Source organism: Amycolatopsis sp. NPDC051106 (assembly GCF_040682775.1).
In the GTDB taxonomy this organism is placed as follows: Bacteria; Actinomycetota; Actinomycetes; order Mycobacteriales; family Pseudonocardiaceae; genus Amycolatopsis.
The window spans coordinates 23642-48583 of record NZ_JBFBBQ010000047.1 but is presented as its reverse complement, the minus strand read 5'-3'; the positions used below and the strand labels follow the sequence as shown (position 1 = coordinate 48583).

The 24942-nt window shown below is 70.6% G+C and carries 17 protein-coding genes; 9 read left to right on the top strand and 8 right to left on the bottom strand.

All coding sequences use genetic code 11. The features are described 5' to 3' along the window. The first annotated feature begins 335 nt into the window (after positions 1-335). On the top strand, positions 336-3044 hold the full coding sequence (locus AB0M83_RS30025; protein WP_364521807.1) for a cellulose binding domain-containing protein: 2709 nt from the start codon (positions 336-338) through the stop codon (positions 3042-3044). Between the two features lie 478 nt (positions 3045-3522). Then, positions 3523-4674 (top strand): cellulose-binding domain-containing protein, encoded by a 1152-nt coding sequence (locus AB0M83_RS30020; protein WP_364521805.1) that lies wholly within the window; start codon positions 3523-3525, stop codon positions 4672-4674. Here AB0M83_RS30020 and mgrA read toward each other — a convergent pair. Both mgrA and AB0M83_RS30010 read right to left on the bottom strand, forming a co-directional pair. Beyond that, positions 4671-5666, bottom strand: coding sequence for an L-glyceraldehyde 3-phosphate reductase (gene mgrA / locus AB0M83_RS30015; protein WP_364521803.1), 996 nt, complete (start codon positions 5664-5666; stop codon positions 4671-4673). The two genes, AB0M83_RS30020 and mgrA, sit on opposite strands and share 4 nt — an antisense overlap. Positions 5667-5697: 31 nt before the next feature. Next, positions 5698-6891, bottom strand: coding sequence for an AGE family epimerase/isomerase (locus tag AB0M83_RS30010; RefSeq protein ID WP_364521801.1), 1194 nt, complete (start codon positions 6889-6891; stop codon positions 5698-5700). Positions 6892-7057: 166 nt separating this feature from the next. On the opposite strand from AB0M83_RS30010, the gene AB0M83_RS30005 reads away from it, so the two are divergent. After that, positions 7058-8119: a lytic polysaccharide monooxygenase gene (locus tag AB0M83_RS30005; RefSeq protein WP_364521799.1), complete on the top strand. Its 1062-nt coding sequence runs from the start codon at positions 7058-7060 to the stop codon at positions 8117-8119. Between the two features lie 23 nt (positions 8120-8142). On the opposite strand, the gene AB0M83_RS30000 is transcribed toward AB0M83_RS30005, so the two are convergent. Continuing rightward, complete coding sequence (locus tag AB0M83_RS30000; protein WP_364521797.1) at positions 8143-9348, bottom strand: LacI family DNA-binding transcriptional regulator; 1206 nt, start codon at positions 9346-9348, stop codon at positions 8143-8145. A gap of 152 nt (positions 9349-9500) precedes the next feature. Between AB0M83_RS30000 and AB0M83_RS29995 the strand changes: the two genes are divergently transcribed. After that, a complete protein-coding gene (locus tag AB0M83_RS29995) occupies positions 9501-10772 on the top strand; it encodes an ABC transporter substrate-binding protein (protein ID WP_364521795.1) in 1272 nt (423 codons plus the stop codon). Positions 10773-10902: 130 nt separating this feature from the next. Next, entirely contained in the window at positions 10903-11427 is a 525-nt protein-coding gene (locus AB0M83_RS29990; protein ID WP_364521793.1) for a GNAT family N-acetyltransferase, read from the top strand. On the opposite strand, the gene AB0M83_RS29985 is transcribed toward AB0M83_RS29990, so the two are convergent. The 5 genes from AB0M83_RS29985 to AB0M83_RS29965 all read right to left on the bottom strand — a co-directional run bounded on the left by AB0M83_RS29985 (position 11424) and on the right by AB0M83_RS29965 (position 20052). After that, entirely contained in the window at positions 11424-12185 is a 762-nt protein-coding gene (locus AB0M83_RS29985) for a glycoside hydrolase (RefSeq protein ID WP_364521791.1), read from the bottom strand. The two genes, AB0M83_RS29990 and AB0M83_RS29985, sit on opposite strands and share 4 nt — an antisense overlap. 83 nt (positions 12186-12268) lie before the next feature. Further along, entirely contained in the window at positions 12269-14074 is a 1806-nt protein-coding gene (locus AB0M83_RS29980) for a glycoside hydrolase family 6 protein (protein WP_364521789.1), read from the bottom strand. A gap of 30 nt (positions 14075-14104) precedes the next feature. Beyond that, entirely contained in the window at positions 14105-15652 is a 1548-nt protein-coding gene (locus tag AB0M83_RS29975) for a cellulase family glycosylhydrolase (RefSeq protein WP_364521787.1), read from the bottom strand. A 10-nt stretch (positions 15653-15662) separates the two neighbouring features. Continuing rightward, positions 15663-18608: a glycoside hydrolase family 48 protein gene (locus AB0M83_RS29970; protein ID WP_364521785.1), complete on the bottom strand. Its 2946-nt coding sequence runs from the start codon at positions 18606-18608 to the stop codon at positions 15663-15665. Positions 18609-19056: 448 nt separating this feature from the next. Further along, positions 19057-20052 (bottom strand): LacI family DNA-binding transcriptional regulator, encoded by a 996-nt coding sequence (locus tag AB0M83_RS29965; RefSeq protein ID WP_364521840.1) that lies wholly within the window; start codon positions 20050-20052, stop codon positions 19057-19059. 249 nt (positions 20053-20301) lie between these two features. On the opposite strand from AB0M83_RS29965, the gene AB0M83_RS29960 reads away from it, so the two are divergent. The 4 genes from AB0M83_RS29960 to AB0M83_RS29945 are packed head-to-tail and all read left to right on the top strand — an operon-like array spanning position 20302 to position 24902. Beyond that, positions 20302-21603 (top strand): extracellular solute-binding protein, encoded by a 1302-nt coding sequence (locus tag AB0M83_RS29960; RefSeq protein ID WP_364521783.1) that lies wholly within the window; start codon positions 20302-20304, stop codon positions 21601-21603. A gap of 4 nt (positions 21604-21607) precedes the next feature. Further along, positions 21608-22597: a sugar ABC transporter permease gene (locus tag AB0M83_RS29955; RefSeq protein ID WP_364521781.1), complete on the top strand. Its 990-nt coding sequence runs from the start codon at positions 21608-21610 to the stop codon at positions 22595-22597. Beyond that, complete coding sequence (locus tag AB0M83_RS29950; protein ID WP_364521779.1) at positions 22594-23478, top strand: carbohydrate ABC transporter permease; 885 nt, start codon at positions 22594-22596, stop codon at positions 23476-23478. The genes AB0M83_RS29955 and AB0M83_RS29950 overlap by 4 nt, the downstream gene beginning before the upstream one ends. 2 nt (positions 23479-23480) lie before the next feature. Further along, positions 23481-24902 (top strand): GH1 family beta-glucosidase, encoded by a 1422-nt coding sequence (locus AB0M83_RS29945; RefSeq protein ID WP_364521777.1) that lies wholly within the window; start codon positions 23481-23483, stop codon positions 24900-24902. Positions 24903-24942 lie beyond the last annotated feature (40 nt).

The following is a 24942-nucleotide window of genomic DNA, read 5'->3' as shown; positions in this document are numbered from 1 at the left end:
CCAGCCAGCGGGCACCACACTCACACGCCGGAAAAAGCCGGGCAAGACAGTCGTTGATAACGATTCAGAAACGTGATCGCCGTTCACATATGTGACACCCGACGGCGCACAACGTTGCTCCATCCACCACACCCTCCTTTCCGGTCGCTCATCGGTACACAATGGACACGCCGGGAACCGGCCGCCGGTTCATTCGATCCACTGTGGACACAGTCGGGCAAGCGAAATCGTCGAAGCCGTTTTCCCTGGTCCAGACCCCGACCGAGGGCCTTTACAACGCTCCGAGCGCCGGTCTACCTTCCCCTGGAAGCGCTCCCAGAATCCTGGAGGCAGACGTGCGCAGCTCATCACCCCGTTCCCTCAGACGACTGCTGGCGGGCACGCTCGCCTTCGTCGTGCCGGCCGCCGTCGCGGTCATCGTCGCCGGCGCGCCGGCGTCCCCCGCCGCCGTCGCGGCCACCACGTGGCGCAACGCGGAGATCGGCGGTGGCGGGTTCGTCCCCGGCATCGTCTTCAACCAGGCCGAACCCGGCCTCGCCTACGCCCGCACCGACATCGGCGGCGCGTACCGCTGGAACGCCGCCACCGGGCGCTGGATCCCGCTGCTGGACTCGGTCGGCTGGGCCGACTGGGGCCACAACGGCGTCGTCAGCCTGGCCACGGACCCGGTGGACCCGAACCGGGTCTACGTCGCGGCCGGGATGTACACCAACAGCTGGGACCCGAACAACGGCGCGGTCCTGCGCTCGGCCGACCGCGGCGCCACCTGGCAAGCGGCGGCGCTGCCGTTCAAGCTCGGCGGCAACATGCCCGGGCGCGGCATGGGCGAGCGGCTCGCGATCGACCCGAACCGCGACAGCGTCCTCTACCTCGGCGCCCCGAGCGGCAACGGGCTCTGGCGCAGCACCGACTCCGGCGTCACGTGGGCGAAGGTGACCGCCTTCCCCAACCCCGGCAACTACGCGCCCGATCCGAGCGACCCGACGGGCTACTCCAGCGACAACGAAGGCGTCACCTGGGTGACGTTCGACCCGTCGACCGGCACCCGCGGCAGCACCACGCAGACGATCTACGTCGGCGTCGCGGACAAGGCGAACACCGTCTACCGCAGCACCGACGGCGGCACGACGTGGGCACGGCTGGCCGGCCAGCCCACCGGGTTCCTGGCGCACAAGGGCGTCCTCGACCCGGTCGGCGGCTACCTCTACCTCGCCACCAGCGACACCGGCGGCCCCTACGACGGCGCGAAGGGCGACGTCTGGAAGTACGCGACGAAGACCGGTGCGTGGACGCGGATCAGCCCGATCGCCTCCGACAGCGCCGACGACTACTTCGGCTACAGCGGCCTGACGATCGACCGGCAGCACCCGGGCACGCTGATGGTCGCGACGCAGGTGTCGTGGTGGCCGGACGTCATCTTCTTCCGCAGCACCGACGGCGGCGCCACCTGGAGCCGGATCTGGGACTTCACGAGCTACCCGGACCGCTCGCTGCGGTACACCCAGGACATCTCGTCGGTGCCGTGGCTGACCTTCGGCGTCCAGGCCGCTCCCCCGGTGCCTTCGCCCAAGCTCGGCTGGATGACCGAGTCGGTGGAGATCGACCCGTTCGACTCCGACCACCTGCTCTACGGCACCGGCGCGACCATCTACGGCACTTCCGACCTGACGAAGTGGGACAGCGGCGGGAAGATCACGCTCAAGCCGGTCGTCGGCGGCCTCGAGGAGACCGCGGTGCTGGACCTGATCAGCCCGCCGTCGGGTGCGCCGCTGCTCTCCGGGCTCGGCGACATCGGCGGGTTCCGGCACGACAGCCTCGACGCCGTCCCGTCGACGATGTTCACCTCCCCGGTCTTCACGACCACGACCAGCCTCGACTACGCCGAGCTGAACCCGGCGACGATCGTCCGCACCGGCACGCTCGACCGGGCCGCCCGGCCGAACGACAACCGCGTCGCCTTCTCCACCGACGGCGGCAAGAACTGGTTCCAGGGCGCCGAACCGGGCGGCGGCGCGAGCGGCGGGACGGTGGCGGCGGCCGCCGACGGCAGCCGTTTCGTGTGGAGCCCGGACGGCACCGGCGTCAGCTATTCCGCGGGCTTCGGTTCGTCGTGGACGGCGTCGGCCGGCATCCCGGCGGGCGCAGTGGTCGAGGCCGACCGCGTGGACCCGAAGCGGTTCTACGGGTTCGCCGCCGGCCGGTTCTACGTCAGCACCGACGGCGGCGCGACGTTCACCGCGACCGCCGCCACCGGGCTGCCCGCCTCTTCGGTGCACTTCAAGGCGATGGCGGGCGTGACCGGCGACGTCTGGCTGGCCGGCGGCTCCGGCACGACGTACGGCCTTTGGCACTCGACCGACTCCGGAGCGTCCTTCACGAAACTGAACGGTGTCACCGAAGCCGACAACATCGGGTTCGGCAAGGCCGCTCCCGGCCGGACGTATGCGGCGTTATACGCCATCGCGAAGATCGGCGGGGTGCGCGGGATCTTCCGGTCGGACGACGCGGGTGGGTCGTGGACGCGGATCAACGACGACCGGCACCAGTACGGCAACATCGGGGCGGCGCTGACCGGGGATCCGCGGGTGTACGGGCGGGTGTACGTGGGCACGAACGGGCGAGGGGTGATCGTGGGCGAGTCCGGCGGTGACCAGCCGCCGCCCACGACGACGACCACCACCACGTCCGCTTCCCCGACGACCACCACGACTCCCGTGCCGTCTTCGTCGTGCACGGCGGCCTACGGCGTGACGAACCAGTGGCAGGGCGGCTTCCAGGCCGCGGTGAAGGTCGGGAACACGGGGACCGCGCCGGTGAGCGGGTGGACGGTCACCTGGTCCTTCGCCGACGGCCAGCGCGTGACGCAGGCGTGGAACGCGCAGGTGACGCAGACGGGGGCGGCGGTGTCGGCGGTCGACGCCGGGTGGAACAAGGCGATCCCGGCGGGCGGCAGCGCCGAGTTCGGCTTCACCGGTACCTCCGGCACCACCAACGGAAAACCCACCTCGATCGCGCTCAACGGCAGCGTCTGCGCGACCAGTTGAAAGCCGTGAAGGCCTCCTTACCGGCCATGAGAGCCGGTAAGGAGGCCTTCACGGCTTTTGGGCAGGGCGACGGGCGGACGGAGGCCGTGAGAGCGCTCCCAGCGGGATGAAGCGCCGGGGAAGCCCGGCGCGGTGGACCCCGTCGTGATCTTCGGCAAGGATTCGCGGAATCCACTCCAACGGCGGCATCCGGGCCCTCCGGCCGGTGGCGTACGGCCACCACAGGATGCTTTACCGCCCAACGGCTTCGTCCGTTCAGGAGCGTTCAGTTCACGCGGAGCCCCTCGGGCACATCCGAAAACGGACCACCGGATCGGCTCGCGTCCGGGTCGCGCTTTACAACGACGACACACGGGGGTTACCTTTCCGGCGGCTGGAAGCGCTCCCATGCCAGGTCGCCTCGTCAGAACGCGGCCACCACCCAGGGGCGCCGTGGCGTGAGCCGCGGCGCCCCTGTCCGCGTCCCTGGGAGGCCCCGATGCACAGGTTCGCCGCCGCCCTCGCCGCGGTCTGCCTCGCCGCCGCCGGCACGACCGCGGTCGTCGCGGCCGGGCCGGCCACGGCCGCGCCGGCCTGCCAGGTCGGCTACCGCGTCAACCAGTGGCAGACCGGGTTCACCGCCGAGATCACCGTGACGAACGGCGCCTCCGCGCTCACGTCCTGGGCGCTCACCTGGCACTACGCCGGGAACCAGTCCGTGACCTCGGGCTGGAACGCCACCGTCCGCCAGTCCGGCACGGCGGTCACCGCGGAGAGCCTGCCCTACAACGCCGCACTGCCCGCCGGCGGCACCGTCTCGTTCGGCGTGCAGGGCACCTACAGCGGGACCAACGCGGAGCCGACGGACTTCGCGCTCAACGGCGTCTCCTGCGGGGACACCACTCCCCCGGTGACCACGACGCCGACCACCCCGACGACCACCACGACACCGACGACCACGACACCGCCCGCCGGATGCGCGGACGCGGCGGTCTGCGACGACTTCGAGCAGCAGACCGGCACCGCCCCGGCCGGCCGGTGGACCGTCGGCGCGGCGAACTGCCAGGGCGCCGGCACGGTCACCGTCGACACCGCGGTCGCGCACTCCGGCAGCCGCTCGGTGAAGGTCGCCAGCCCGGGCGGCTACTGCAACCACGCCTTCTTCGGCGCGAGCGTGCCCGGCTCCGGCGTGCTGTACGGCCGGTTCTGGGTCCGCCACACGACCCCGCTGCCCGCTGCGCACGTCACGTTCATGGCCCTGCGCGACACCGCGGACGGCGGCCGTGACCTGCGGGCCGGTGGGCAGAACCAGGCCCTGCAGTGGAACCGCGAGTCCGACGACGCGACGCTGCCCGCGCAGAGCCCGGCCGGCGTCGCCCAGAGCGTCCCGCTGCCGACCGGCACGTGGTCCTGCTTCGAGTTCGCGATCGACGGCGCGGCCGGGCAGCTGCGGACGTGGCTCGGCGGCTCGGAGGTGCCCGGGCTCGTGGTCGACGGCGTGCCCACCCCCGACGTCGACCAGCAGTGGCTCGGCCGGGCCTGGCACCCGGCGGTGACCGACCTGCGGCTCGGCTGGGAGAGCTACGGCACCGACCCCGACACGCTCTGGTTCGACGACGTGGCCTGGGGCTCCGCGCGCATCGGCTGCTAGGCCGCGACGATCCGGTCGATCTCGGCCAGCTCGTCGTCGGTGAAGTCCAGGTTCGCGGTCGCCGCCACGGTGTTCTCGAGCTGGGCGACGCTGCTGGCCCCGATCAGCGCGGACGTGACGCGGCCGCGGCGCAGCACCCAGGCGATGGCCAGCTGGGCCAGCGTCTGCCCGCGCCTCTTCGCGACGTCGTTCAGCGCGCGGATCGTCGCCAGGGTCTGCTCGGTGAGCCGCTCGCGGGTGAGGAACGGGCTGGCGCCGGCCGCCCGCGAATCGGCGGGGACGCCGTCGAGGTAGCGGTCGGTCAACAGGCCCTGGCTCAGTGGCGAGTACGCGATCGAGCCGACGCCGTGCTCGTCGAGGACGTCCTGGAGGCCGTCTTCCACCCAGCGGTTCAGGATCGAGTACGACGGCTGGTGGATCAGCAGCGGCGTGCCCAGCTCCTTCAGCGCGGCGATCGCGGCTTCGGTCTGCTCCGGCGAGTAGTTGGAAATGCCCGCGTACAGCGCTTTCCCGGACCGGACCGCGGTGTCGAGGGCGCCCATGGTCTCCTCGATCGGCGTCTCCGGGTCCGGGCGGTGGGAGTAGAAGACGTCGAAGTGGTCCAGGCCGGTCCGCGCGAGGCTCTGGTCCAGGCTGGCCAGGAGGTTTTTGCGCGAGCCCCACTCGCCGTACGGGCCGTCCCACATCAGGTAGCCGGCCTTGGACGACACCAGGATCTCGTCGCGGTACGGGCGGAAGTCGGCGGCGTAGTGCCGGCCGAAGTTCGCCTCCGCCGCCCCGGGCGGCGGGCCGTAGTTGTTGGCCAGGTCGAAGTGCGTCACGCCGAGGTCGAACGCCCGGCGCAGCACCGCGCGCTGGACGTCGAGGGGCTTGTCGTCCCCGAAGTTGTGCCACAGGCCCAGCGACACGGCGGGCAGCTTCAGCCCGCTGTGCCCGGCCCGCCGGTACGGCATGCCCGCGTACCGGTCTTCGGCGGCGGCGTAAGGCGACATCGTTCTCCTTGTCAGCGGGGTCCGGCGCAGTCTAGCCGCGGGCGATCAGCGCGCCGGCGAACGACGCGGCGGGCGGCAACGCGGGCAGGAGCGTCGCCTGGTAGGCGTGGTAGACGTCCGGCTTGCCCGCCCAGACCGCCGCCGCGGGGCGGTTCTCCGGGTCCAGCTCGTGGTGCCACGAACCGAGTTCGCGGTCGGCGAAGCACGTGTCGGCGTGCTCGCACCACTCCCGGAACCGGTCGAGGTAGGCCGTTTCGCCGGTCTCCTGGTGCAGCGTCCAGGCCGCGGCGATCGCTTCGGCCACGACCCAGTGCAGGCGCGTGCGCACGACCGGCGTCCCGGCGAAGTCGGTGGTGTAGACGAATCCCGGGCGGCCGTCGACGGCCCAGCCGCGGTGGACCGCGGTCGCGAACAGCGCTTCCGCGTCCGGGACCAGCCAGGCCGGCGCACCCGCGCCGAGGGCGCGCTTGAGGTGCACGGCCAGCCGCGCCCATTCGAAGAGGTGACCGATGGTGGCGCCGAACGGCCGGAAGGGGTGGGCGGGCTCGTCGCGGTTGTGCTCGAGCTCGACGTGCCAGCCCGCGTCGTAGTGCTCCGGCAGCAGCCAGCCGTGCGCCCGGGCTTCGCCGTGCACCAGGTGGTCCACAATGGACAGCGCGCGCCCGGCCCAGACCCGGTCGCCGGTGACGTCGGCCGCGGCCAGGAACGCCTCGACCGTGTGCATGTTGGCGTTGGCCCCGCGGTAGGCCTCGAGCTCCGTCCAGCCGCGGTCCCAGACGTCGGCGACCCGGCCCGGGCCGGGTTCCCAGAACCGGCGTTCGACGACCTCGAGGGCCTCGGCCAGCAGCGGTTCCGCGCCCTCGGCGCCGGCGGCGACCGCGCTCGCGGCGGCCAGGACGACGAAGGCGTGCTCGTAGGCGCGCTTCTCTGACAACGTTGTCGTGGCATACCAGCCACCGTGCTCCGGGTCGCGAAGCAGGCCAGTCAGTGCCGAGACGCCGTGGGCGACCTGCTCACCGGTGTCGGAGCCCTGCAACGACGCCAGCGCGAAGACGTGCGTCATCCGGCAGGTGATCCACGTTTCGACGGGCCGGTCGAGGACCGGACGCCCGGTGTCGTCGAGCCAGGCGAATCCGCCGGCGGGGTGGGCGGCGTGGGCGGCGAAGCCGAGGAGGCGGGCGGGTTCGGCGCGCACCCAGGCCGGAACCGATGACGGACTGTCCACTCTCTGCCCTTCTCCACGGCCGGCCCGGTGATCGGCTCCCCCCGCCAAGGTAGGCCACGGCACCGCCGGTCGTCACCGCGGGATTCCGGAAGCGACCACCACCGCGTATCCTGATCGTGAGAGCGCTCCCAGTCTTCGACGCACGCTACCCGACGAAGGGACAGACGTGACCAGGAGACGAAGTACGATCCTCGCCGCCGTCACCGTGCTGCTGGCGAGCCTGACGGCGATCCTGCTGAACACCGGCACGGCCGAAGCACACGGCGCCATGATGAAACCGGGCAGCCGGACGTTCCTGTGCTGGCAGGACGGGCTCAGCTCGACCGGCCAGATCATCCCGCAGAACCCGGCCTGCGCGGCCGCGGTGACCACCAGCGGCGCCAACTCGCTGTACAACTGGTTCGCCGTGCTGCGGTCCGACGGCGCCGGCCGCACGCGCGGCTTCATCCCGGACGGGAAGCTGTGCTCCGGCGGCAACCCGGGCTACGCCGGGTTCGACCAGGTCGGCGACTGGCCGCTGACCCACCTCACCGCCGGCTCCACGTTCGACTTCTCGTACAACGCGTGGGCCGCGCACCCGGGCTGGTTCTACACGTACGTGACGAAGGACGGCTGGGACCCGTCGAAGCCGCTGACGTGGGACTCGCTGGAGGACCAGCCGTTCCTGACGGTGGACCACCCGCCGGTGACCGGCCAGGTCGGCACGGTGGACGGGCAGTACAAGTGGAGCGGCGCGCTGCCGGCGAACAAGTCCGGGCGCCACATCATCTACTCGGTGTGGAAGCGCTCCGACAGCGCCGAGACGTTCTACGGCTGCTCCGACGTCACGTTCGACGGCGGGCACGGCGAGGTGACGGGCGTCCACGAGCCGGGCAGCCCGACGACCACGCCGACGACGCCGACGACCACGCCGCCCCCGGACGGCTCGTGCATGGCGATGTACGAGGTCACGAACACGTGGAACGGCGGCTACCAGGCGACGGTGACGGTGATGAACCACGGCACCGCGGCCTACCGCGGCTGGCAGGCGGGCTGGACGTTGCCGGCGGGCCAGACGATCGGCAGCGTCTGGAACGGCACGCTGAGCCAGTCCGGCTCGACGGTGACGGTCCGCAACGCCGACTGGAACGGTGCCGTCGCCCCCGACGGGACGACCACGTTCGGGCTGGTGGTGAACGCGTCGGGGAGCAACCCGGCCCAGCCGTCGCTCACCTGCCAAGGCACCTGAGGGGCCGGCAGCACCGGCCCCGGTCAGCGGGCGGGGCCGGTGCTGCCGCGGGTGATCAGGCGCGGCCGGGAGGCCCAGCCGTCGCCGACCTCGTCGCCGGCGATCAGGTCCCGCAGCATCGACGCGGCGAGCGCGCCGAGCTCCGCCAGGGGGCGCCGGATCGCGGTGAGAGCCGGGCGGACGAGGCGGCAGAGCGCGGAATCGTCCCAGGAGACGACGGAGAGATCACCGGGCACGGCCAGCCCGAGCTCCCGGGCGGCGACGAGCGCGGCGACGGCGAGGGAATCGGTGTCGCAGAGGAGGGCGGTGGGCGGGGGGCACGCGGTCAGGACGTGCCGGACCGCGTCCGCCGAGGGTTCGATGCGGGCCATGACGGGATGGGCGCTGGGTTTTCCCCACCGGAAAGCCGGGGTCACGGCGGAAATACCGGCACGACTCGCGAGCCCCGCGGCCCGGATTCCGGAATCGGCGACCGGATCCACGCCGAAAAGCCCGCCCCGTTCACGCCGGCCGGCCGGCCGCAAGCCATCGGCCGGCGAATCGTCGGCGCCGGCGGCCGGCAGCTCGACCGGACCGCCGCCTCCACTCCGGCGGTCCGTGAGAGCGCCCGCCGCACCGGTGGCCCCCGCACCCGTCAACCCCAGCCGCCGGGCTTCGGCCGTGAACGCTTCTTCCCTCTCCTCCTCTTCCGCGAACGCCGCCGGCCCCACTATCCGGACCACGTGCCGGTGTCCCAGCGCCGCCAGGTACTCGAGTACCTCGGCCGCCGCCGCGGTGTCGTCCACCCGGACCGACGGCACGCCCGGCAGCCCGCCCGGGCCGCCGAGGACCACCGCCGGGAGGCCGATCCGGACCAGCTCCGCCGCGCAGTCCGGGCCCATCAGCAGCACGCCGTCCACCTTGCGCTCCGCGCGCCAGCGCCGGTAGACCGCCAGCGCCGCGTCGTGACTGGTGGCGACCTGCACCACGAGCTCCGGCGAGAACCCGTCGAGCAGGGCCGGGACGACCACTTCGGACGGTCCGTCGAGGACCAGCCCGATCGCCCCGGCGCGGCCGCCGGAGAGGGCGCGCGCCGTGCTGCTCGGCGACCACCCCAGCTCCCTGGCGATCCGCGTGATCCGGCGCCGGGTCGCCTCCGAAACGCCCGGACGCCCGTTGAGCGCGTAGGACACCGCACCCTTCGACACGCCGGCCTCCCGTGCGATGTCGGTGATCGTCGGACGCTTCATCGCAGTCCTTCCTCACGCGAAAGTTTCGAGCACGCAAGCGTGTCCGCACGGACACCCGCCGTCGCGCACCTTGACACCCGGTGGTCCCGGAAACAACACTCCGACCGGGAGCGCTCCCAATCACGAGGGAGTGAGCCCTGGAGGGGGAGCGCATGAGGCTGATCCGAAGACGGCTGGCTTTCGCCGTCGCTGTCGTCCTGCTCGTCTTCACCGGCGGCTGTGGCCCGAGCACGCCCGAGCACATCACGCTCACCCTGGCGACGTTCGGCGAGTTCGGCTACGACGACCTGATCCCCGGGTACGAGTTCACCCACCCCGGGATCGACGTCCGCCAGGTGCGGACCGACCAGGGCGGCCCCTACCACCAGGACCTGCTGGGCAAGCTGCAGAGCGGGCAGGGCCTCGCCGACATCCAGGCCGTCGAGGAGGGTCACCTCTCCGACGTCCTCGCGCAGTCCGCGAAGTTCGCCGATCTGGGCGAGATCGGCCCGGCCGACGTGAAACCGGGCCGGTGGCTCGAGTGGAAGTACGAGGCCGGCCGCAGCAAGGACGGCAAGCTCATCGGCTACGGCACGGACATCGGACCGCTGGCGATGTGCTACCGCAAGGACCTCCTCGAGGCGGCCGGGCTGCCGACCGACCCGGGTTCGGTCAAGACGATGTTCGCGAGCTGGGACAGCTACTTCAAGGCCGGCGAGAAGTACGTCAAGCGCTCGAAGGGCAAAGCCTGGTTCGACTCCGCGGCGCAGAGCTTCAACGCCATGGTCAACCAGCTGCCGGTCGGCTACCTCGACCGCGAAGACCATTCGACGCTCGAGTCGAACACCGCGCTCCGGAGCGCCTGGGACCAGGTCACCACCGCCGTGAAGCAGGGGCAGTCGGCCGGGCTCACCGCCTTCGCCGAGGACGGCAACGACGGCCTGCGCCTCGGCGCCTTCGCGACGAAGGTCTGTCCTTCGTGGATGCTCGGCGTCATCGAGCAGCAGGCCGGGCTCGGCAACGCCGGCAAGTGGGCGATCACCGACGCGTTCCCGGACGGCGGCGGCAACTGGGGCGGCTCCTACCTCACCGTGCCGGCCGCGAGCGAGCACCAGAAGGAGGCCGCCGCGCTCGCCGCCTGGCTGACCGCGCCGGAGCAGCAGCTGCACGCGTTCCGGGTGAGCGGCAACTTCCCCAGCCAGGTCGACGCCTTCACCTCGCCCGACCTGCTCAGCGAGATGAACGGCTACTTCGGCGGCGCGCTGGCCGGGCAGGTCTTCGTCGCGCAGGCCCAGAAGGTCGGGAAACCGCAGTACAAGGGCCCGGGCGACGGCAAGATCCAGGAGACGGTGGTCGCGCCCGCGCTCAAGGCGGTCGAGGGCGGGGCCGACCCGGCCGCCGTCTGGCAGCAGGTGCTGATCGGGGTGCACCAGGTGGTGCCCTGATCCTTCGGCGGTCCGGGGCGGATTTTCTTCGGGGACGGACACCCGGTGAGCTCCTGTCGACGGTTCGGACACAGTGGACCGGCGGAGAAACCGGGTCGCGTTCCCCTCCCCCGTCCGGCACCCTGGCCCGGTGACGACTCCCGACCTCACGCCGCTCGCCGGCCATTCCGTGCGCCACCCCGGCCCGGACGACCACCTGCCCGTCCTCGCCGTCCTCGACTCCTGGTGGGGCGGGCTCGGCGGCGACGAAGGCTCCCGCCAGCGGGCCCTGCTCCTCCCGAAGCTGATGTTCCAGCACTTCACCGGCAGCAGCTTCCTGGTGACCGGCGACGACCGGATCGTCGCGTTCCTGATCGGGTTCCTCTCGCCGTCCCGGCCGGCGGAAAGCTACGTCCACTTCGTCGGCGTCGACCCCGCCGAACGCGGCAAGGGCCTCGGCGCCGCCCTGTACGAACGCTTCTTCGCCTACAGCCGCGCGAACGGGCGCAGCACCGTCCGCGCCATCACGTCGCCGGTGAACAAGGGTTCACACGCCTTCCACACCCGGATGGGCTTCGTGACCGAGCCGGGACCGAAGGAGTTCGACGGGCTGCCGGTCCAGCCCGACTACGACGGGCCGGGGCTGGACCGGCTGTCCTTCCGGAAGGACCTCTAGCCCGACACGCTGAACGAGCGCACGCCCAGCCCGGTCTGGCCCTGCCACGGCTCGAACCCGAACTGGACGCTCGTCAGGTACCAGGAGTCGCTGATCTTCCCGCGGTTCACGCCGTCCCGGGTGAAGTCGGACAGGTTCACGTCGAGGCTGTCCGTGCCGGAGTTCCGGACGTAGGAGATCACGTTCCAGCCGATGTTGCCGAACCAGACGGTCCACGTCGCGCCGGCGAGCTGCACGGTGCCGATCACGCTGCCGACCGGCTGCGGGGCACCCCGGTGGTTGCCCCAGATCATCACTTCGGCGCCGGTGTTCTGGCCCGACGGGTTCGGCGACGGGTCGTACCAGACGTCGTAGGCGGCGTCCCACTGTCCCGCTTGGACGGTCGTGTAGTTCACCTGGGACCGCAGCGACCCGAGCGACCGGACCTGGCGGGGCAGGCCGCTGTTGCTGCTGCAGTTGCCGTAGTGGCAGCCCGCGTAGACGGACGGGTAGCTGCCCGGGGCACCGTTGGTCGGCCGGTTGTGCGACGCCGTCGTGATGGTGAAGCCGGTGGTGGACACCGAAAGGCACTGGGTCGTGTCGTCGCCCCAGTTGTTGTTCTGCACGATGTACTTGCCGCCCTGGATGCGCAGCGAGCCGTACTTGTCGCACAGTTGCGTGTCCGCGGCCGCCGGGGGCGCGGCGACCAGGACACCGCCGGACAGCAGCACGGTCGCGGCTCCGAACGACGCCAGTGTGGCCCGTAGCCGGTTCTTCATGGGAGCTCCTCTGCTCGAAGGGACGGGGGTGGAGACCCGGGCCGGACGGCGGCTGCGCGGCACCGCCCGGCCCGGGAGCCTTGCTACTGCACCGGCGGGTAGGCGTTCTGGACCAGTTCCTCGAACTGGGCCTGGAACCACTTGCCGGACAGCGGCGAGTTCGGCAGGGCGCCGGTCAGGTTGCCGCCGTTGGCCTGCTCGCTGCCGTGGTAGGCCGGGTCGCACATCCCGTCGAAGCCCTTGCCTTCGTCGTTCGGGATCTGCTGGCTCGCGCCGTCGGACTCACCCGGCGGCTTGATCCAGACGTAGGCGTCGAAGTGCGCCGCGGGCGACACGGTCGGCCGCACGCCGAGCCCGGCCCCGCTCTGGTTGCACCAGTTGCCGCGGTGCAGCCGCCGGTCGATCCGGCCGGAGTTCACGTAGCTGTCCACTGTGGACCCCGAGGCGCCACTGGGCCGCGCCGAGCCGCCCCAGCCGTTGCGGGAGGTGTCGATCAGCATGCCGATGCCGCTCGGCAGGCCCGCGGAGACGAACGCGTTGTACATCGCCGTGGCGAACGGGACCTCGGCGAAGTACGGGTTCCACTGGTAGAACGTGGCCGACCGGAGGGGCTGGCCGCCGACGTTGAGGTTCGAGTCCGGCAGGTTCGGCTCGGTCAGCGGGGTGTAGTTCGCCGTGTCGCTGATGAACCCGTCGATGCTGTTCACCCCGGCGGTCGTGCCCTGCAGCGTCTGCTTGACCAGGTTGACGAACGGGCCGAAGTTGCTGTCCCAGCCCAGCCACGCCGAGTGCGCGATGTCCAGGTAGTTGTAGACGTTGGAGATCGCGTGCAGCTTGTTCAGCGCGTACTGGATGCCCTGGGTGTACGCCCCGGTCGACTGCGCTTCGGCGCACTTGGCCGTCGCGGTGTTGGTGATCAGGTTGGGCAGCGAGTCCGGTTCGACGACCGCCACGACCCGCAGCGGCGCGTACTTCGAGTCCGACAGGATCGAGGCGATCGGGTCGATGTACTCGCTCTTGTACCGGGCCAGGCCGCCCGAGCCCGCCTGCAGCTCGCCGTTGGACGCCAGCGCCGCGCAGTCGCGGTTCGGCAGGTCGTAGACGACGATCTGGATCGTCACCGGCGTGCCGCCGCTCTGCTGGGCCAGCGCCGCGTCGAGGTGCCCGCGCAGGCCGCGGGCGCTCGAGGTGCCCTCGATCGCCGCGATCCGGTCGAGCCACACGGCCGTGGACGTGTTGGCCACCTTGGCCATCTGCGCGCCGAGCGTGCCGCCCTTGGCCGCGGCCGCCGCGGTCACCGAGGCCGACCAGTCCGGGTTCACGTACCCCTTCGCGCCGGCGTACGGGTTGTCCACGTGAGTGCCCGGCTGCGGCGTGGTCGTGGTCGTCGGGGTGGTGGTGGTGGTGGTGGGTGTCGTCGGGGTGGTCGGCGTCGTGGGCGTGGTCGTGGTGGTCGTGCCGCCGTCGCAGTGGACACCGTTGAGCGAGAACGACGCCGGGATGTCGTTCGTGCCGGAGAACGAGCCGTTGAAGCCGAAGCTCGCCGACGCGTTCGACCCGAGCGCGCCGCCCCACGACGGGTTCTTCGCGCTCACGTGCTTGCCGCTCTGGCTGAACGTGGCGCTCCAGCCCTGCTGCACCTGCTGGTTGCCGGCGAAGTCCCACTGGACGTCCCAGCTCGTGACGGCGTCGCCGAGGTTGGTCACCGCGACGTTCGCGGTGAACCCGGTGTCCCACTGGTTGACGGTGTAGGTCACCTTGCAGCCGGAAGCGGCGGTCGCCGGGCTGCCGCCGGCCACCAGCAGCCCCGCGACGACCGCGGCGGCCGTCACCGAGGAAGCCGCGGCGAGCCGCACCTTCCTCCTCGGGTTCCAGAATTCACTCTTCATCGAGTGTGCTCCTTCGTGTTCGTGGACGGGTCAGGTGGTGCACGCGGTCGTGCCGACCGCGAAGCCGCCGGGCGAGCCGGTCGAGGCGCCGGTCGCCTGGAATCCGATCGACGTCGAAGCGCCGCCGGCCAGGTCGGGCGCCCACGACGGCGCCTTGGCCGTCGCCTGCTGCCCGGACTGGGTGATCGTGGCGCCCCACCCGCCGGTGATCTGCGTCCCGGACGGCACGGTCCAGCCGAGCGCCCAGGTCTTCAGCGGCGTGGTGCCGGTGTTCTTGAGGGTCACGGAGGCGACGTAACCGCCCTGCCACGTGTTGTCGACGTGGTAGGTGACCCCGCAGCTCACCGCGGGCGGCGGATCGGTCGTGCCGCCGCCCGAGCCCGTCGGCGGGATCAGGTACGGCTGCAGGATCGCCTGCTTGGCCTGGTTGACCGTGGTCCAGTCGTCGTTGAGGATGCCGCCGGTGTCACCCGAGTTCGGGTTCCACGACCAGTACGTGAAGCTCATCCCGGTCGGGCCGGTGCCCGAATACTTCATCAGCTCCTGCAGCCAGGTCTTGTCGCGCGGGTCGGCGAGGGTGCTGCCGAACTCGCCGAGCAGCACCGGCGCGATGTGCTCCTTGTGCAGGTAGCCGAAGAAGTGGTCCCACAGCGCCGGCAGGTTCGCCGGGAACGACGGGTCGGAGAACCAGGGCTGCGCGAACACCGAGGTGGCGTACTCGTGCGCCGAGTAGACGAGCTTGTCCGGCTTGGACAGCCGCACCGGGAACTGGCGGGCGCCGGAGAGGTTGCCGCCCCACCAGCCGCACTGCGGGTCGCCGGTGCCGCTGACGCAGTCGACGCCCTCGACGATGACCAGCCAGTCCGGGTTGGCGGCGAGCACGGCGTTGCCGCCGCGTTCGGCGGCCAGGCGCCAGTCGGTCGCGGTGTCGCCGCAGCCCCAGCACGCGCCGCCGCCACCCTGGATGGAGTGCGGCTCGTTGTGCAGGTCGGCACCGATCACCGTGGTGTTGCCCTTGTAGTGCTGGGCGAGCATCGTCCAGTCGGACAGCCAGCGGCTTTCGGGGTAGGCGCTGGTGTACCAGAGCGGGGACTGCGCGCCGGAGTCCGGCCGGTGCCGGTCGAGGATCACGCGCATGCCCTTGGTCCCGGCGTACCCGATGATCTTGTCGAGCACCTGGAGCCCGGAAAGCCCTTGCAGGTCCGGGTTCTGGACGGCGTCGATGCTGGTCGGCTTGACGCCGGAGTCGAAGAGCTGGTTGGAGTACGGCAGCCGCAGCGTGTTGTAGCCGAGGCTCGCCATCTGGTCGAGCATGTCCTTGTAGTTGCGGCTCCACAGGCCGTGCGGCGAGTAGTTGCCGGTCTCGGCGCCGAACCAGTTGACGCCGGTCATCCGGACCGGGGTCCCGGTCGCGTCGACGAGCTGGGACCCGTTCGCGTGCCAGAAACCGGTCCCGGTTCCGGCCAGGGCGGCACTTTCACGGGAAAGTGCCGGAGCGGGGGCCGCGGCGGCCGGGGACGCCGTGAGTACGGCGCCCCCGACCAGTGCGGCGACCGCGAGGGAGAGCAGTCGCTTCATCGAGTGCCTTTCAGCCGAACAGGGCGACGTGCGCGGCGAACGCCGTGGCGATCTCCGACTGCGCCCAGAACCGGTGGTAGGTGAACGTCGGTGCGGCGCCACCGTCCAGGTAGGACTGGACCTTCGGCCATTGCGGGTCGCTCTTGTAGAACGAGCGGATCGACTCGAACGTCGAGCTGGAGTTGATCGCGTCGCCGTTCGGCATCGTGCCCGTCCAGCCCGTGGGCACGTACAGTCCCTGGTCCGTGGTGGCGTTGTAGGCGTCGTCGAACCGGTTGTAGTCCGTCCGGGTCTCCGGCACCGCGATGCCCTTGGTGTCGGCGTTCGCCGAGAGCGCCGTGAGCAGCTGCTCCCCGACCGACTTGGCCTGGGCGTTGCTCGACCCCGACGCGTAGTAGAGCAGCGTCTTGGCGAGCGAGGCCGCGACCCCGACGTCGTTGTTGTAGTTCTTCACGGTGACGTGCAGGCCGGTGTTCGAGCCCGGACTGGTGGCGCTCCAGGTGTCCGGCGCGCCGCTCCACGTCAGGTCGGCCGGGATCTGGAAGCTGCCGCCGGCCCCGACCGTGGTGCTCGCGATCGCCCACGGGACCCACTTGTCGAGGATCTTCTTCGCCCGGGCGTCGCCGGTCGCCTGGTAGTACTCGGCGATCCGTTCCATGCCCCAGGTCTGGAAGCCGAACCACTGGTTGCTCGGCGGGTCGTGCCAGACCGGCTGCTGGTCGTAGAACATCCCGTAGAACGTCGGCGTGCCGGACGGCGGGGTGCCGTACTGGCCTTCCCAGCTGTTGGTCGCGCCGCCGGCGAGCCCGCCTTCGGACGACTGCAGCCACTGCAGGAACTCCAGCTGCCGGCCGAGGCTGGTCGCCCAGTCGCTCGCGCCGGTCGCCGACGTCACCTTCAGGCCCGGATCCGTCGACAAGGCGTACGCCGCCAAGGGATTCTGGTAACCCTGGTGCGCCGCACCGTCCCCGATGCGCCACGCCCACGCGCTGGACGAGTCCATCGAGCCGCCCCAGGCGTAGTACCAGGAGACGAGGTAGTGCTCGCTGTCCTTTCCGGTGCCGGCGGCGCAGCTCGACGCGCCGACGCAGTTGCCGATCTTCTTGAAGTACTTGTCGAACAGCGAGTACCGCAGGTAGTCGCCCATCTTCGAGGCCTTCTTGACGGTGGCCGCGATGTCCGAGCTCTTGCCCTGCGCGGCGGCCCACTTCTCGGCCTGGAAAGCCACCTGCACGGCGCGGGCGTCCGCGTCGGGTGCGTTGGTGTACTTCCACTGCTTCGCGTAGGACGTGTCGCCGGTGAACAGGTCGAGGTAGCCGTTCTTGCCGCCGAACTTCAGGACGTCGCAGCTGGGCTGGGTGATCGTCTCCCAGACCGACTCCTGCGAACCGCGCTGGAAGGTGTTGATGAACGCCGGCGCGGTGTTCGTGCCGTCCTCGCAGTGGCCGAACTTGTAGATGTTGTCGACGTCGAGCAGCCAGTGCATGCCGTAGACGTCCGCCGAGCCGTAGGCCGCCTTGAGTTCCGCCGCGATCGGGTCGGCACCGACGGACACGCCGGACTGCAGCTGCGACGGGTACTGCTTCGGGCTCGGGTATTCGGCCGCGTAGGTCGCCGGCTTGCTCGCGTTGTAGCCCGAGTTGCCCGGCTGGTCGGCCGCCGACGGGATCGCGTACGTCTCGATCGACGTCCACGCCTGGTTGAACGGTGCCCAGTCCCCGGTGATCCGCCCGTAGGACGCTTCCAGCCACAGGTAGTAGCTGAACGCCTCCGAAGTCGTCTCGTGGCCGTGGTCCGGCGCCTCGACGATCAGGGTCTCGATCGAGTGGTAGGGCACCAGGATGTTGCCGAACTTGCGGAAGTAGCCGTTGTTCGGGTCCTTGATCTTGTTGTACTGGGTCAGGAACGCGAGCTGGTAGTCCGAAGTGGACGACGAGATCTCGTTCACCGTCACCGTCGCCGCGGTGTACCCGCTGCTGCTGGCGGTGAAGGTCGCGCTGCCCAGCGCTCCCCCGTTGTCGGCGCTCTGCACGGTGACGTTCTGCGGGGTGCTCCAGTTCGCCGTCGTGAAGGTGAGGCTCGTGGGGCTCGCCGTCAGGTCGGTGCTGCCCGCCGTCCTGGCCAGGGCGACGGTGACCGGGCCGGTGGGCGCGCCGGCGAGGGAGACGGCGAACGTGCCCGTCCCGCCCTGCTTGACCTGCGCGGTCGCCGGAGCCGCGACGATCGTGGGTCCGGAAAGGACCTTCACGCTCACCGGGCTGGACGTCGTCGACGCGTTCTTGTTGTCGTACGCCTTGGCCGTGATCGAGTACGTCCCGGCCGGGACGTTCGCCCAGCTGCCTTCGAACGGCGCAGCCGTGTCGGTGGCCAGGAGGGTGTCCCCGGCGTAGAACTCGACCTTGCCGACCGTGCCGTCGCTGTCGGCGGCGGTGGCGGCGAGCGGGACGGTGGCCGGGGCGTAGTAGGTGCCGGTCGACGCCGGTGAGGTCAGGCTGACGGTGGGGGCCTTGTTGGCGCCGGTGCAGGCGGTGCCGTTGACGGAGAAGTCGGTGGGTGGGCGGTTGGCGGAGCCCTTGGATCCGTTGAAGCCGAAGCTGGTGCTCGCCCCGGTGTCGAGGTGGCCGTTGTAGGAGAGGTTCGTGGCGGTGACCGCGGTGCCGGTCTGGGCGAAGGTGGCGCTCCAGCCCTGCTGGACCTTCTGGCCGTCGAGGAACGTCCAGCCGACCTTCCAGCTGTCGAGGGCCGCGCCGTCATTGCGCAGCGAGACGCTGGCGGTGAACCCGGAGTCCCAGTCGTTGGTGGTGTAGGTGACGGAACAGGCGACGTCGGCGGCGAGCGCCGAAGGTGGGGCGACCAGCCCGGCGGTGAGCGCGACCACGGCCGAAGCCAGGGCCAGCGCGCGGCCGCGTAACCAGCGCGTTCGGCGCACACGGCGCCATCGGGGAGAGGAACGCATGGCTGCGGAACTCCTTTGTCCGTAGGGAGCCAGCGATCTGGGAGCGCTTCCAGGCGCAGACGGTAGCCAGCCGGAAACGTGGATGTAAAGAATCGAGTCAGAAGGACACCTCGGACGAAGACGTCACATCGGCGCGCCCGGCGCACGACGGCTCACTGAACGCTCCTGAACAGCCGCGGCCGATGGTCGCCCCATCACTCGAACGGCCCAGCGAGTTGGTCACGCCGAGTGCTGAGGAAACGCCGTTTAGCGCCAAAGGCGTGCACCTCAGCCGGGACCGCTCCCAGCCACCGCCGCCCGCGACCGTGTCGACCCTTCAATCACGCGAGCCGACCCTCCAGGCACACGAGCCGACCCTCCAGGCACGCGAGTTCGCCGGCCGGGTCCGGGCGCGGTCGACACGCGTGATCAGGACGTCGACACGCGTGATCGGAGGGTCGACACGGGGTCAGCTCGAGGCGCGGACCGCCAGGGAGGTCGGGAGGATCTGCTGGCGGGGCTTGAGGTTCTGGTCGTCGAGCAGCTGCATCAGCGTCTCGACCATCGCGTGGACCTGCTCGCGCGGGTCCTGGTGGACCGAGGTCAGGGGCGGGTCCATCGCCGGGGCCAGCGTCGCGTTGTCGTCGAAGCTGACCACCGCGACGTCCTCGGGGATGCGGCGGCCCGCCGAGTCGAGGGTGCGCAGCGCGCCCACCGCCATCATGTCGCTCGCGACGAACACCGCGTCGAGGTCCGGGTGGCGGGCCAGCAGCGCGGCCATCGCGTTCGCGCCGCCGGACAGCGTGAAGTCGGCCTCTTCGGCCAGGTCGGCGGGGTCGAGCCCGGCGTCCAGGAGGGTCTTGCGCCAGCCGGCGAGCCGATCGATCGGGGCACCCTGGTCCTGCGGCCCGGCGATGGTGCCGATCCGCCGCCGCCCGGACGCGACCAGGTGCTCGACCGCGAGCCGGGCGCCGCCCTCGTTGTCGAAGTCGACGACGTGCACGCCGCGGCGGATGCCGGCCGCCTGGCCGCCGAACACCACCGGGATGCGCAGCAGCCGCAGCGCCTTGGGCAGCGGGTCGGCCCGGTGCGGCGCGAACACCAGCGCGCCGTCGACGTGCCCGCCTTCGAGGAACCGCACGGTCCGGCTCAGGTCCTCGCGGGTGTCGCTGAAGATCAGCACCATCTGCCGGCCGATGTCGGCCAGCTCCCGGTAGCCGGCGCGCATGACGGCGGTCCGGTACGGGTCGTCGAGCAGCCGCGCCTCCGGCTCCGACAGCACCACCGCGATGGCGCCGGTGCGGCGGGTGACCAGCGAACGGGCCGCCTGGTTCGGGGAATAGCCCAGGTCACGGGCCGCGGCGTGGACCTTCTCGCGCGCCGCCGCGCTGACGTACGCGTCGTCGTTCAGCGCGCGCGACGCCGTCGACCGCGACACGCCGGCGAACGCCGCGACGTCCTCCAGCGTCGGCCGCTCTTCATCCCCTGCTCGAGGCCCCACGGTACCGCCCTCGCTCACCACAACCACCCGGACTTCGACAGCTTAACGGTCACGCAGGGCGATGTCCGGGAGCGCTCCTCGCAGGAAACACTCCGGTTACGACCCCTTGACACCGGTGAAGGGCCCCAGCAGACTCTGCGACACCTGGGAGCGCTCCCAGATCGGCTCCCAGTAGTGAGAGCGCTCATTCCCGTCAACAAGGTGGTTGGACACGTGAGAACGATCCGGAACGGCCTGGTCCTCGCACTGGGCATCACGATGACGGCGCTCGGCGCCACGGCCTGCGGCAGCGGCGGTGAAGCGACCCCGCCGGCAGCGGGTCCGAACGAGCACGTCGACCTGACGCTGGCGACGTTCACCGAGTTCGGGTACGAGGCCCTCATCCCGGAGTACGAGCGGCTGCACCCCAACATCAAGATCACCCACCGCAAGACCGGCCAGGGCGGCCCCTACCACGAGGAACTCGTCACCAAGATGGCCGCGGGCTCGGGCCTCGCCGACGTGACGGCGCTCGAAGAGGGCCACCTGTCCGACTTCCTCGACAAGGGCTCGAAGTTCAACGACCTGAGCAAGATCGGCCCGGCCGACGCCTCCCCCGACCGCTGGCTGAACTGGAAGTACGAAGCCGCCAAGACCAAGGACGGCAAGCTCATCGGCTACGGGACCGACATCGGCCCGCTCGCCATGTGCTACCGCAAGGACATGTTCAAGGCCGCCGGCCTGCCGGACGACCCCGAAGCGGTCAAGCCGCTGTTCGCCACCTGGGACAGCTACTTCTCCGCCGGCGCGGACTTCGTGCAGAAGAGCAAGGGCAAGGCCTGGTTCGACTCGGCCGCGCAGAACTTCAACGCCATGGTCAACCAGCTCCCCCAGGGCTACATCGGCACCGACGACAAGCTGGCCGTCGAGGGCAACCAGGGCATCAAGGACGCCTGGACCAAGGTCACCGACGCCGTCGCCAAGGGCGAGTCGGCCAAGCTGACCGCGTTCAGCAACGAGTGGAACACCGGCTTCAAGCAGGGCGCGTTCGCCACGAAGGTGTGCCCCGCCTGGATGCTCGGCGTGATCAAGGAGCAGGCCGGCCCGGAGAACGCCGGCAAGTGGGCCGTCACCGCGGCCTTCCCCGGCGGCGGCGGCAACTGGGGCGGCTCGTACCTGACCGTCCCGACGCAGTCGAAGCACCCGAAGGAAGCCGCCGAGCTCGCGGCCTGGCTGACCGCCCCGGAGCAGCAGATCAAGGCGTTCCAGGCCAAGGGCACCTTCCCGAGCCAGGTCAAGGCGCTGACCGACCCCGCGCTCCTGAGCAAGACCGACGACTACTTCGGCAACACGAAGGTCGGCGAACTGTTCGCCGAGCAGGCCAAGAAGGTCCAGAAGCCGCAGTACAAGGGCCCGGGCGACGGCCAGATCCAGGAGAACGCGTCCAGCCCGGCCCTGCAGGCGGTCGAGCAGGGCAAGTCGGCGGCCGACGGCTGGAACCAGATGGTCGAAGCCGCGAAGAAGATCACGCGCTGAGCAGATGACCGTCATCGACAAGATCGCGCCGGAAGGGAGTAAGGCCGGGGAGCGAGTGTCTCCCCGGCCCACCTTCCGTCACCGGTTGAGCCGGTGGGACGTCAAGGTCTCGCCGTACCTCTACATCGCGCCGTTCTTCATCCTGTTCGGGATCGTCGGGCTGTTCCCGCTGCTCTACACCGCGTACGTTTCGCTGTTCAAGTGGGAAGCCGGCAGCGACGACCCCGACTTCATCGGCCTCGACAACTTCAAGGAGCTCTTCGCCGACGCGCAGTTCTGGAACGCGCTGACGAACACGATCAGCATCTTCCTGCTTTCCAGCGTCCCGCAGCTCATCATCGCGATGCTGCTGGCGGCGCTGCTCGGGGCCCGGCTGCGCGGCGCGACGGGCTGGCGGGTCGGCATCCTGCTGCCGTACGCGGCCAGCCTCGTCGCCATCGGCATCATCTTCGCCAACCTCTTCGGCCCGAAGTACGGGCTGATCAACGGCGTGCTGCAGACCATCGGGCTGGACCCGGTCGACTGGCAGGCCAACCGGTTCGGCAGCCACGTCGCGATCGCGATCATGGTGAACTGGCGCTGGACGGGCTACAACGCCCTGATCGTGCTGGCGGCCATGCAGGCCATCCCCAAGGAGCTGCACGAGGCGGCGCTGATCGACGGCGCGGGCACGTGGCGCCGCTTCTTCAACGTCACGCTGCCGCTGCTGAAACCGACGCTGATCTTCGTCACGATCACTTCGACGATCGGCGGCCTGCAGATCTTCACCGAGCCGAAGCTGTTCGACGCCATGCCCGGGTCGAACAACGGCGGCTCCACCAACCAGTTCCAGACCGTGACGCTGTACCTCTACCAGACGGCCTTCCAGAACGCCGATCTCGGCTACGCCTCGGCGATCGCCTGGGTGCTGTTCCTGATCATCGTGCTCATCGCGCTGGTGAACTTCTTCCTCACCGGCCGGATCGCCCGCACCCCGGCGGTGAAGAAGAAATGACCACCCTCCAGAGTGACATCAGCGATGACGTCCGGAAGCCGGGATTCCGGCAGAAGGTCGCCACGCTCGGCAAGCCGCGCAAGGCGACCTACATCGTCCTGGCGATCTTCGTCCTCGGCTCGCTGTTCCCGTTCTACTGGTCGTTCCTCGTGGCCAGCCGCGACAACGGGATGCTCACCGAGCGCATCCCGCCGTTCGTGCCCGGCGGCAACTTCTTCGCCAACGCCGCGCGGGTGTTCGACACCGTGCCGTTCTGGAAGGCGCTGGGCAACAGCGTCCTCGTCTCGGGCACGGTGACCCTGACGACGGTGCTGTTCTCCTCGCTGGCCGGGTTCGCCTTCGCGAAACTGCGCTTCCGGGGACGCGACAAGCTGTTCGTGTTCATCGTCGTCACGCTCGCGGTGCCCACCCAGCTCGGCATCATCCCGCTGTTCATCGCGATGTCCGAACTGGGCTGGACCGGCACCCTGACGGCGGTGATCGTGCCCAACCTGGTCACCGCGTTCGGCGTGTTCTGGATGCGGCAGTACACAGTGGACGCCCTGCCGTACGAGCTGATCGAGGCCGCGCGCGTGGACGGCTGCAGCATGATCCGGATCTTCTGGAACATCTGCCTGCCCGCGGTGCGCCCGGCCGCGGCGATCCTCGCGATGTTCACGTTCATGATGTCCTGGAACGACTTCCTGTGGCCGCTGGTGGTCCTGGACGCGGGCAACCCGACCGTCCAGGTCGCGCTGGAGAAGCTCCAGAGCGGCTATTACGTCGACTATTCGCTGGTGCTGGCCGGCACGACCCTGGCCACCATCCCGATCCTCATCGTCTTCGTCCTCCTCGGCCGCCAGATCGTGGCCGGGATCATGCAAGGTGCCGTGAAAGGGTGAACATGTCCGTACATCCCGACAGCGTTCGGGCGACAGAGGACCGGGAAAGCGCCGCGTTGATGTTCCCGCCCGGCTTCGTCTGGGGCGCCGCCACCGCCGCGTTCCAGGTCGAAGGAGCCACCACGGCCGACGGCCGCACCGACTCGGTCTGGGACGTCTTCGCCCGCCGCCCGGGCGCGGTCGTGGGCGGCGACACCGGCGACCCGGCCGCCGACCACTACCGCCGGTACTCCGAGGACGTCGGCCTGATGCGCCGGCTCGGCCTCGGCGCCTACCGCTTCTCGCTGGCCTGGCCGCGGGTGCGCCCGGACGGCGGTGCCCCGAACGCCGCCGGGCTCGCCTTCTACGACCGGCTGGTCGACTGCCTGCTCGAGGCCGGGATCCAGCCGTGGGCGACGCTCTACCACTGGGACCTGCCCCAGACGCTGGAGGAGCAGGGCGGCTGGACGAACCGGGACACCGCGTACCGGTTCGCCGAGTACACCGAGACGGTGCTGGAACGCCTCGGTGACCGCGTCGCCAGCTGGTCGACGCTGAACGAGCCGTGGTGCGCGGCGATGCTCGGCTACGCGGGCGGCATCCACGCGCCCGGCCGCTCCGACCACCGGGCCGCCGTCGCCGCCACGCACCACCTGCTGCTGGGGCACGGGCTGGCGATGGACATCATCCGCCGGCACGCGCCGGGCACCCCGGCCGGGATCACGCTGAACCTCTACCCGGTCGTGCCGCACGACCCGGCGAACGTCTCCGACGTCTCCGCGGCCCGGCGGATCGACGGCCTGCAGAACCGGCTGTTCCTCGACCCGGTGCTGCGCGGCGGCTACCCCGACGACCTGGTCACCGACCTCGAGCCGTTCGGGCTGGCCGACGTCGTCGAGCCCGAGGACAGCGCGATCATCGCGGCGCACGTCGACTGGCTGGGCGTGAACTACTACCGCGACTACCGCGTCGCGGGGCGTCCGGTGCCGGGCAGCGAGCCGGCGGGCCCCGAGTGGGTCGGCGCGGGCGACGTCCACTTCGTCCCGGATCCGGCGGCGCCCCGCACGGACTCCGGCTGGGAGGTCCAGCCGGCCGGGCTGACCGAGTCGCTGCTGCAGGTCCACCGCGGCTACCGCCGGGTGCCGCTGTACATCACGGAGAACGGCGCGGCCTACCCGGACGTCGTCTCCGACGGCGGTGACATCGTCGACACCGACCGCGTGGCGTTCCTGGACTCCCACCTCCGGGCGGCGCACGACGCGCTGGCGGCGGGCGTCGACCTGCGCGGGTACTTCTACTGGTCGCTGCTCGACAACTTCGAGTGGGCCGAGGGGTACGCGAAGCGGTTCGGGCTGGTCCACGTCGACTACGAGACCCAGGTCCGGACGCCGAAGCGCAGCGCCCACTGGTACTCCCGGGTGATCGGGTTGAACGGCCTGGGCTGACCCACCGGCGAAGTCCGTGGATGGCGCATCGAGGGACGTG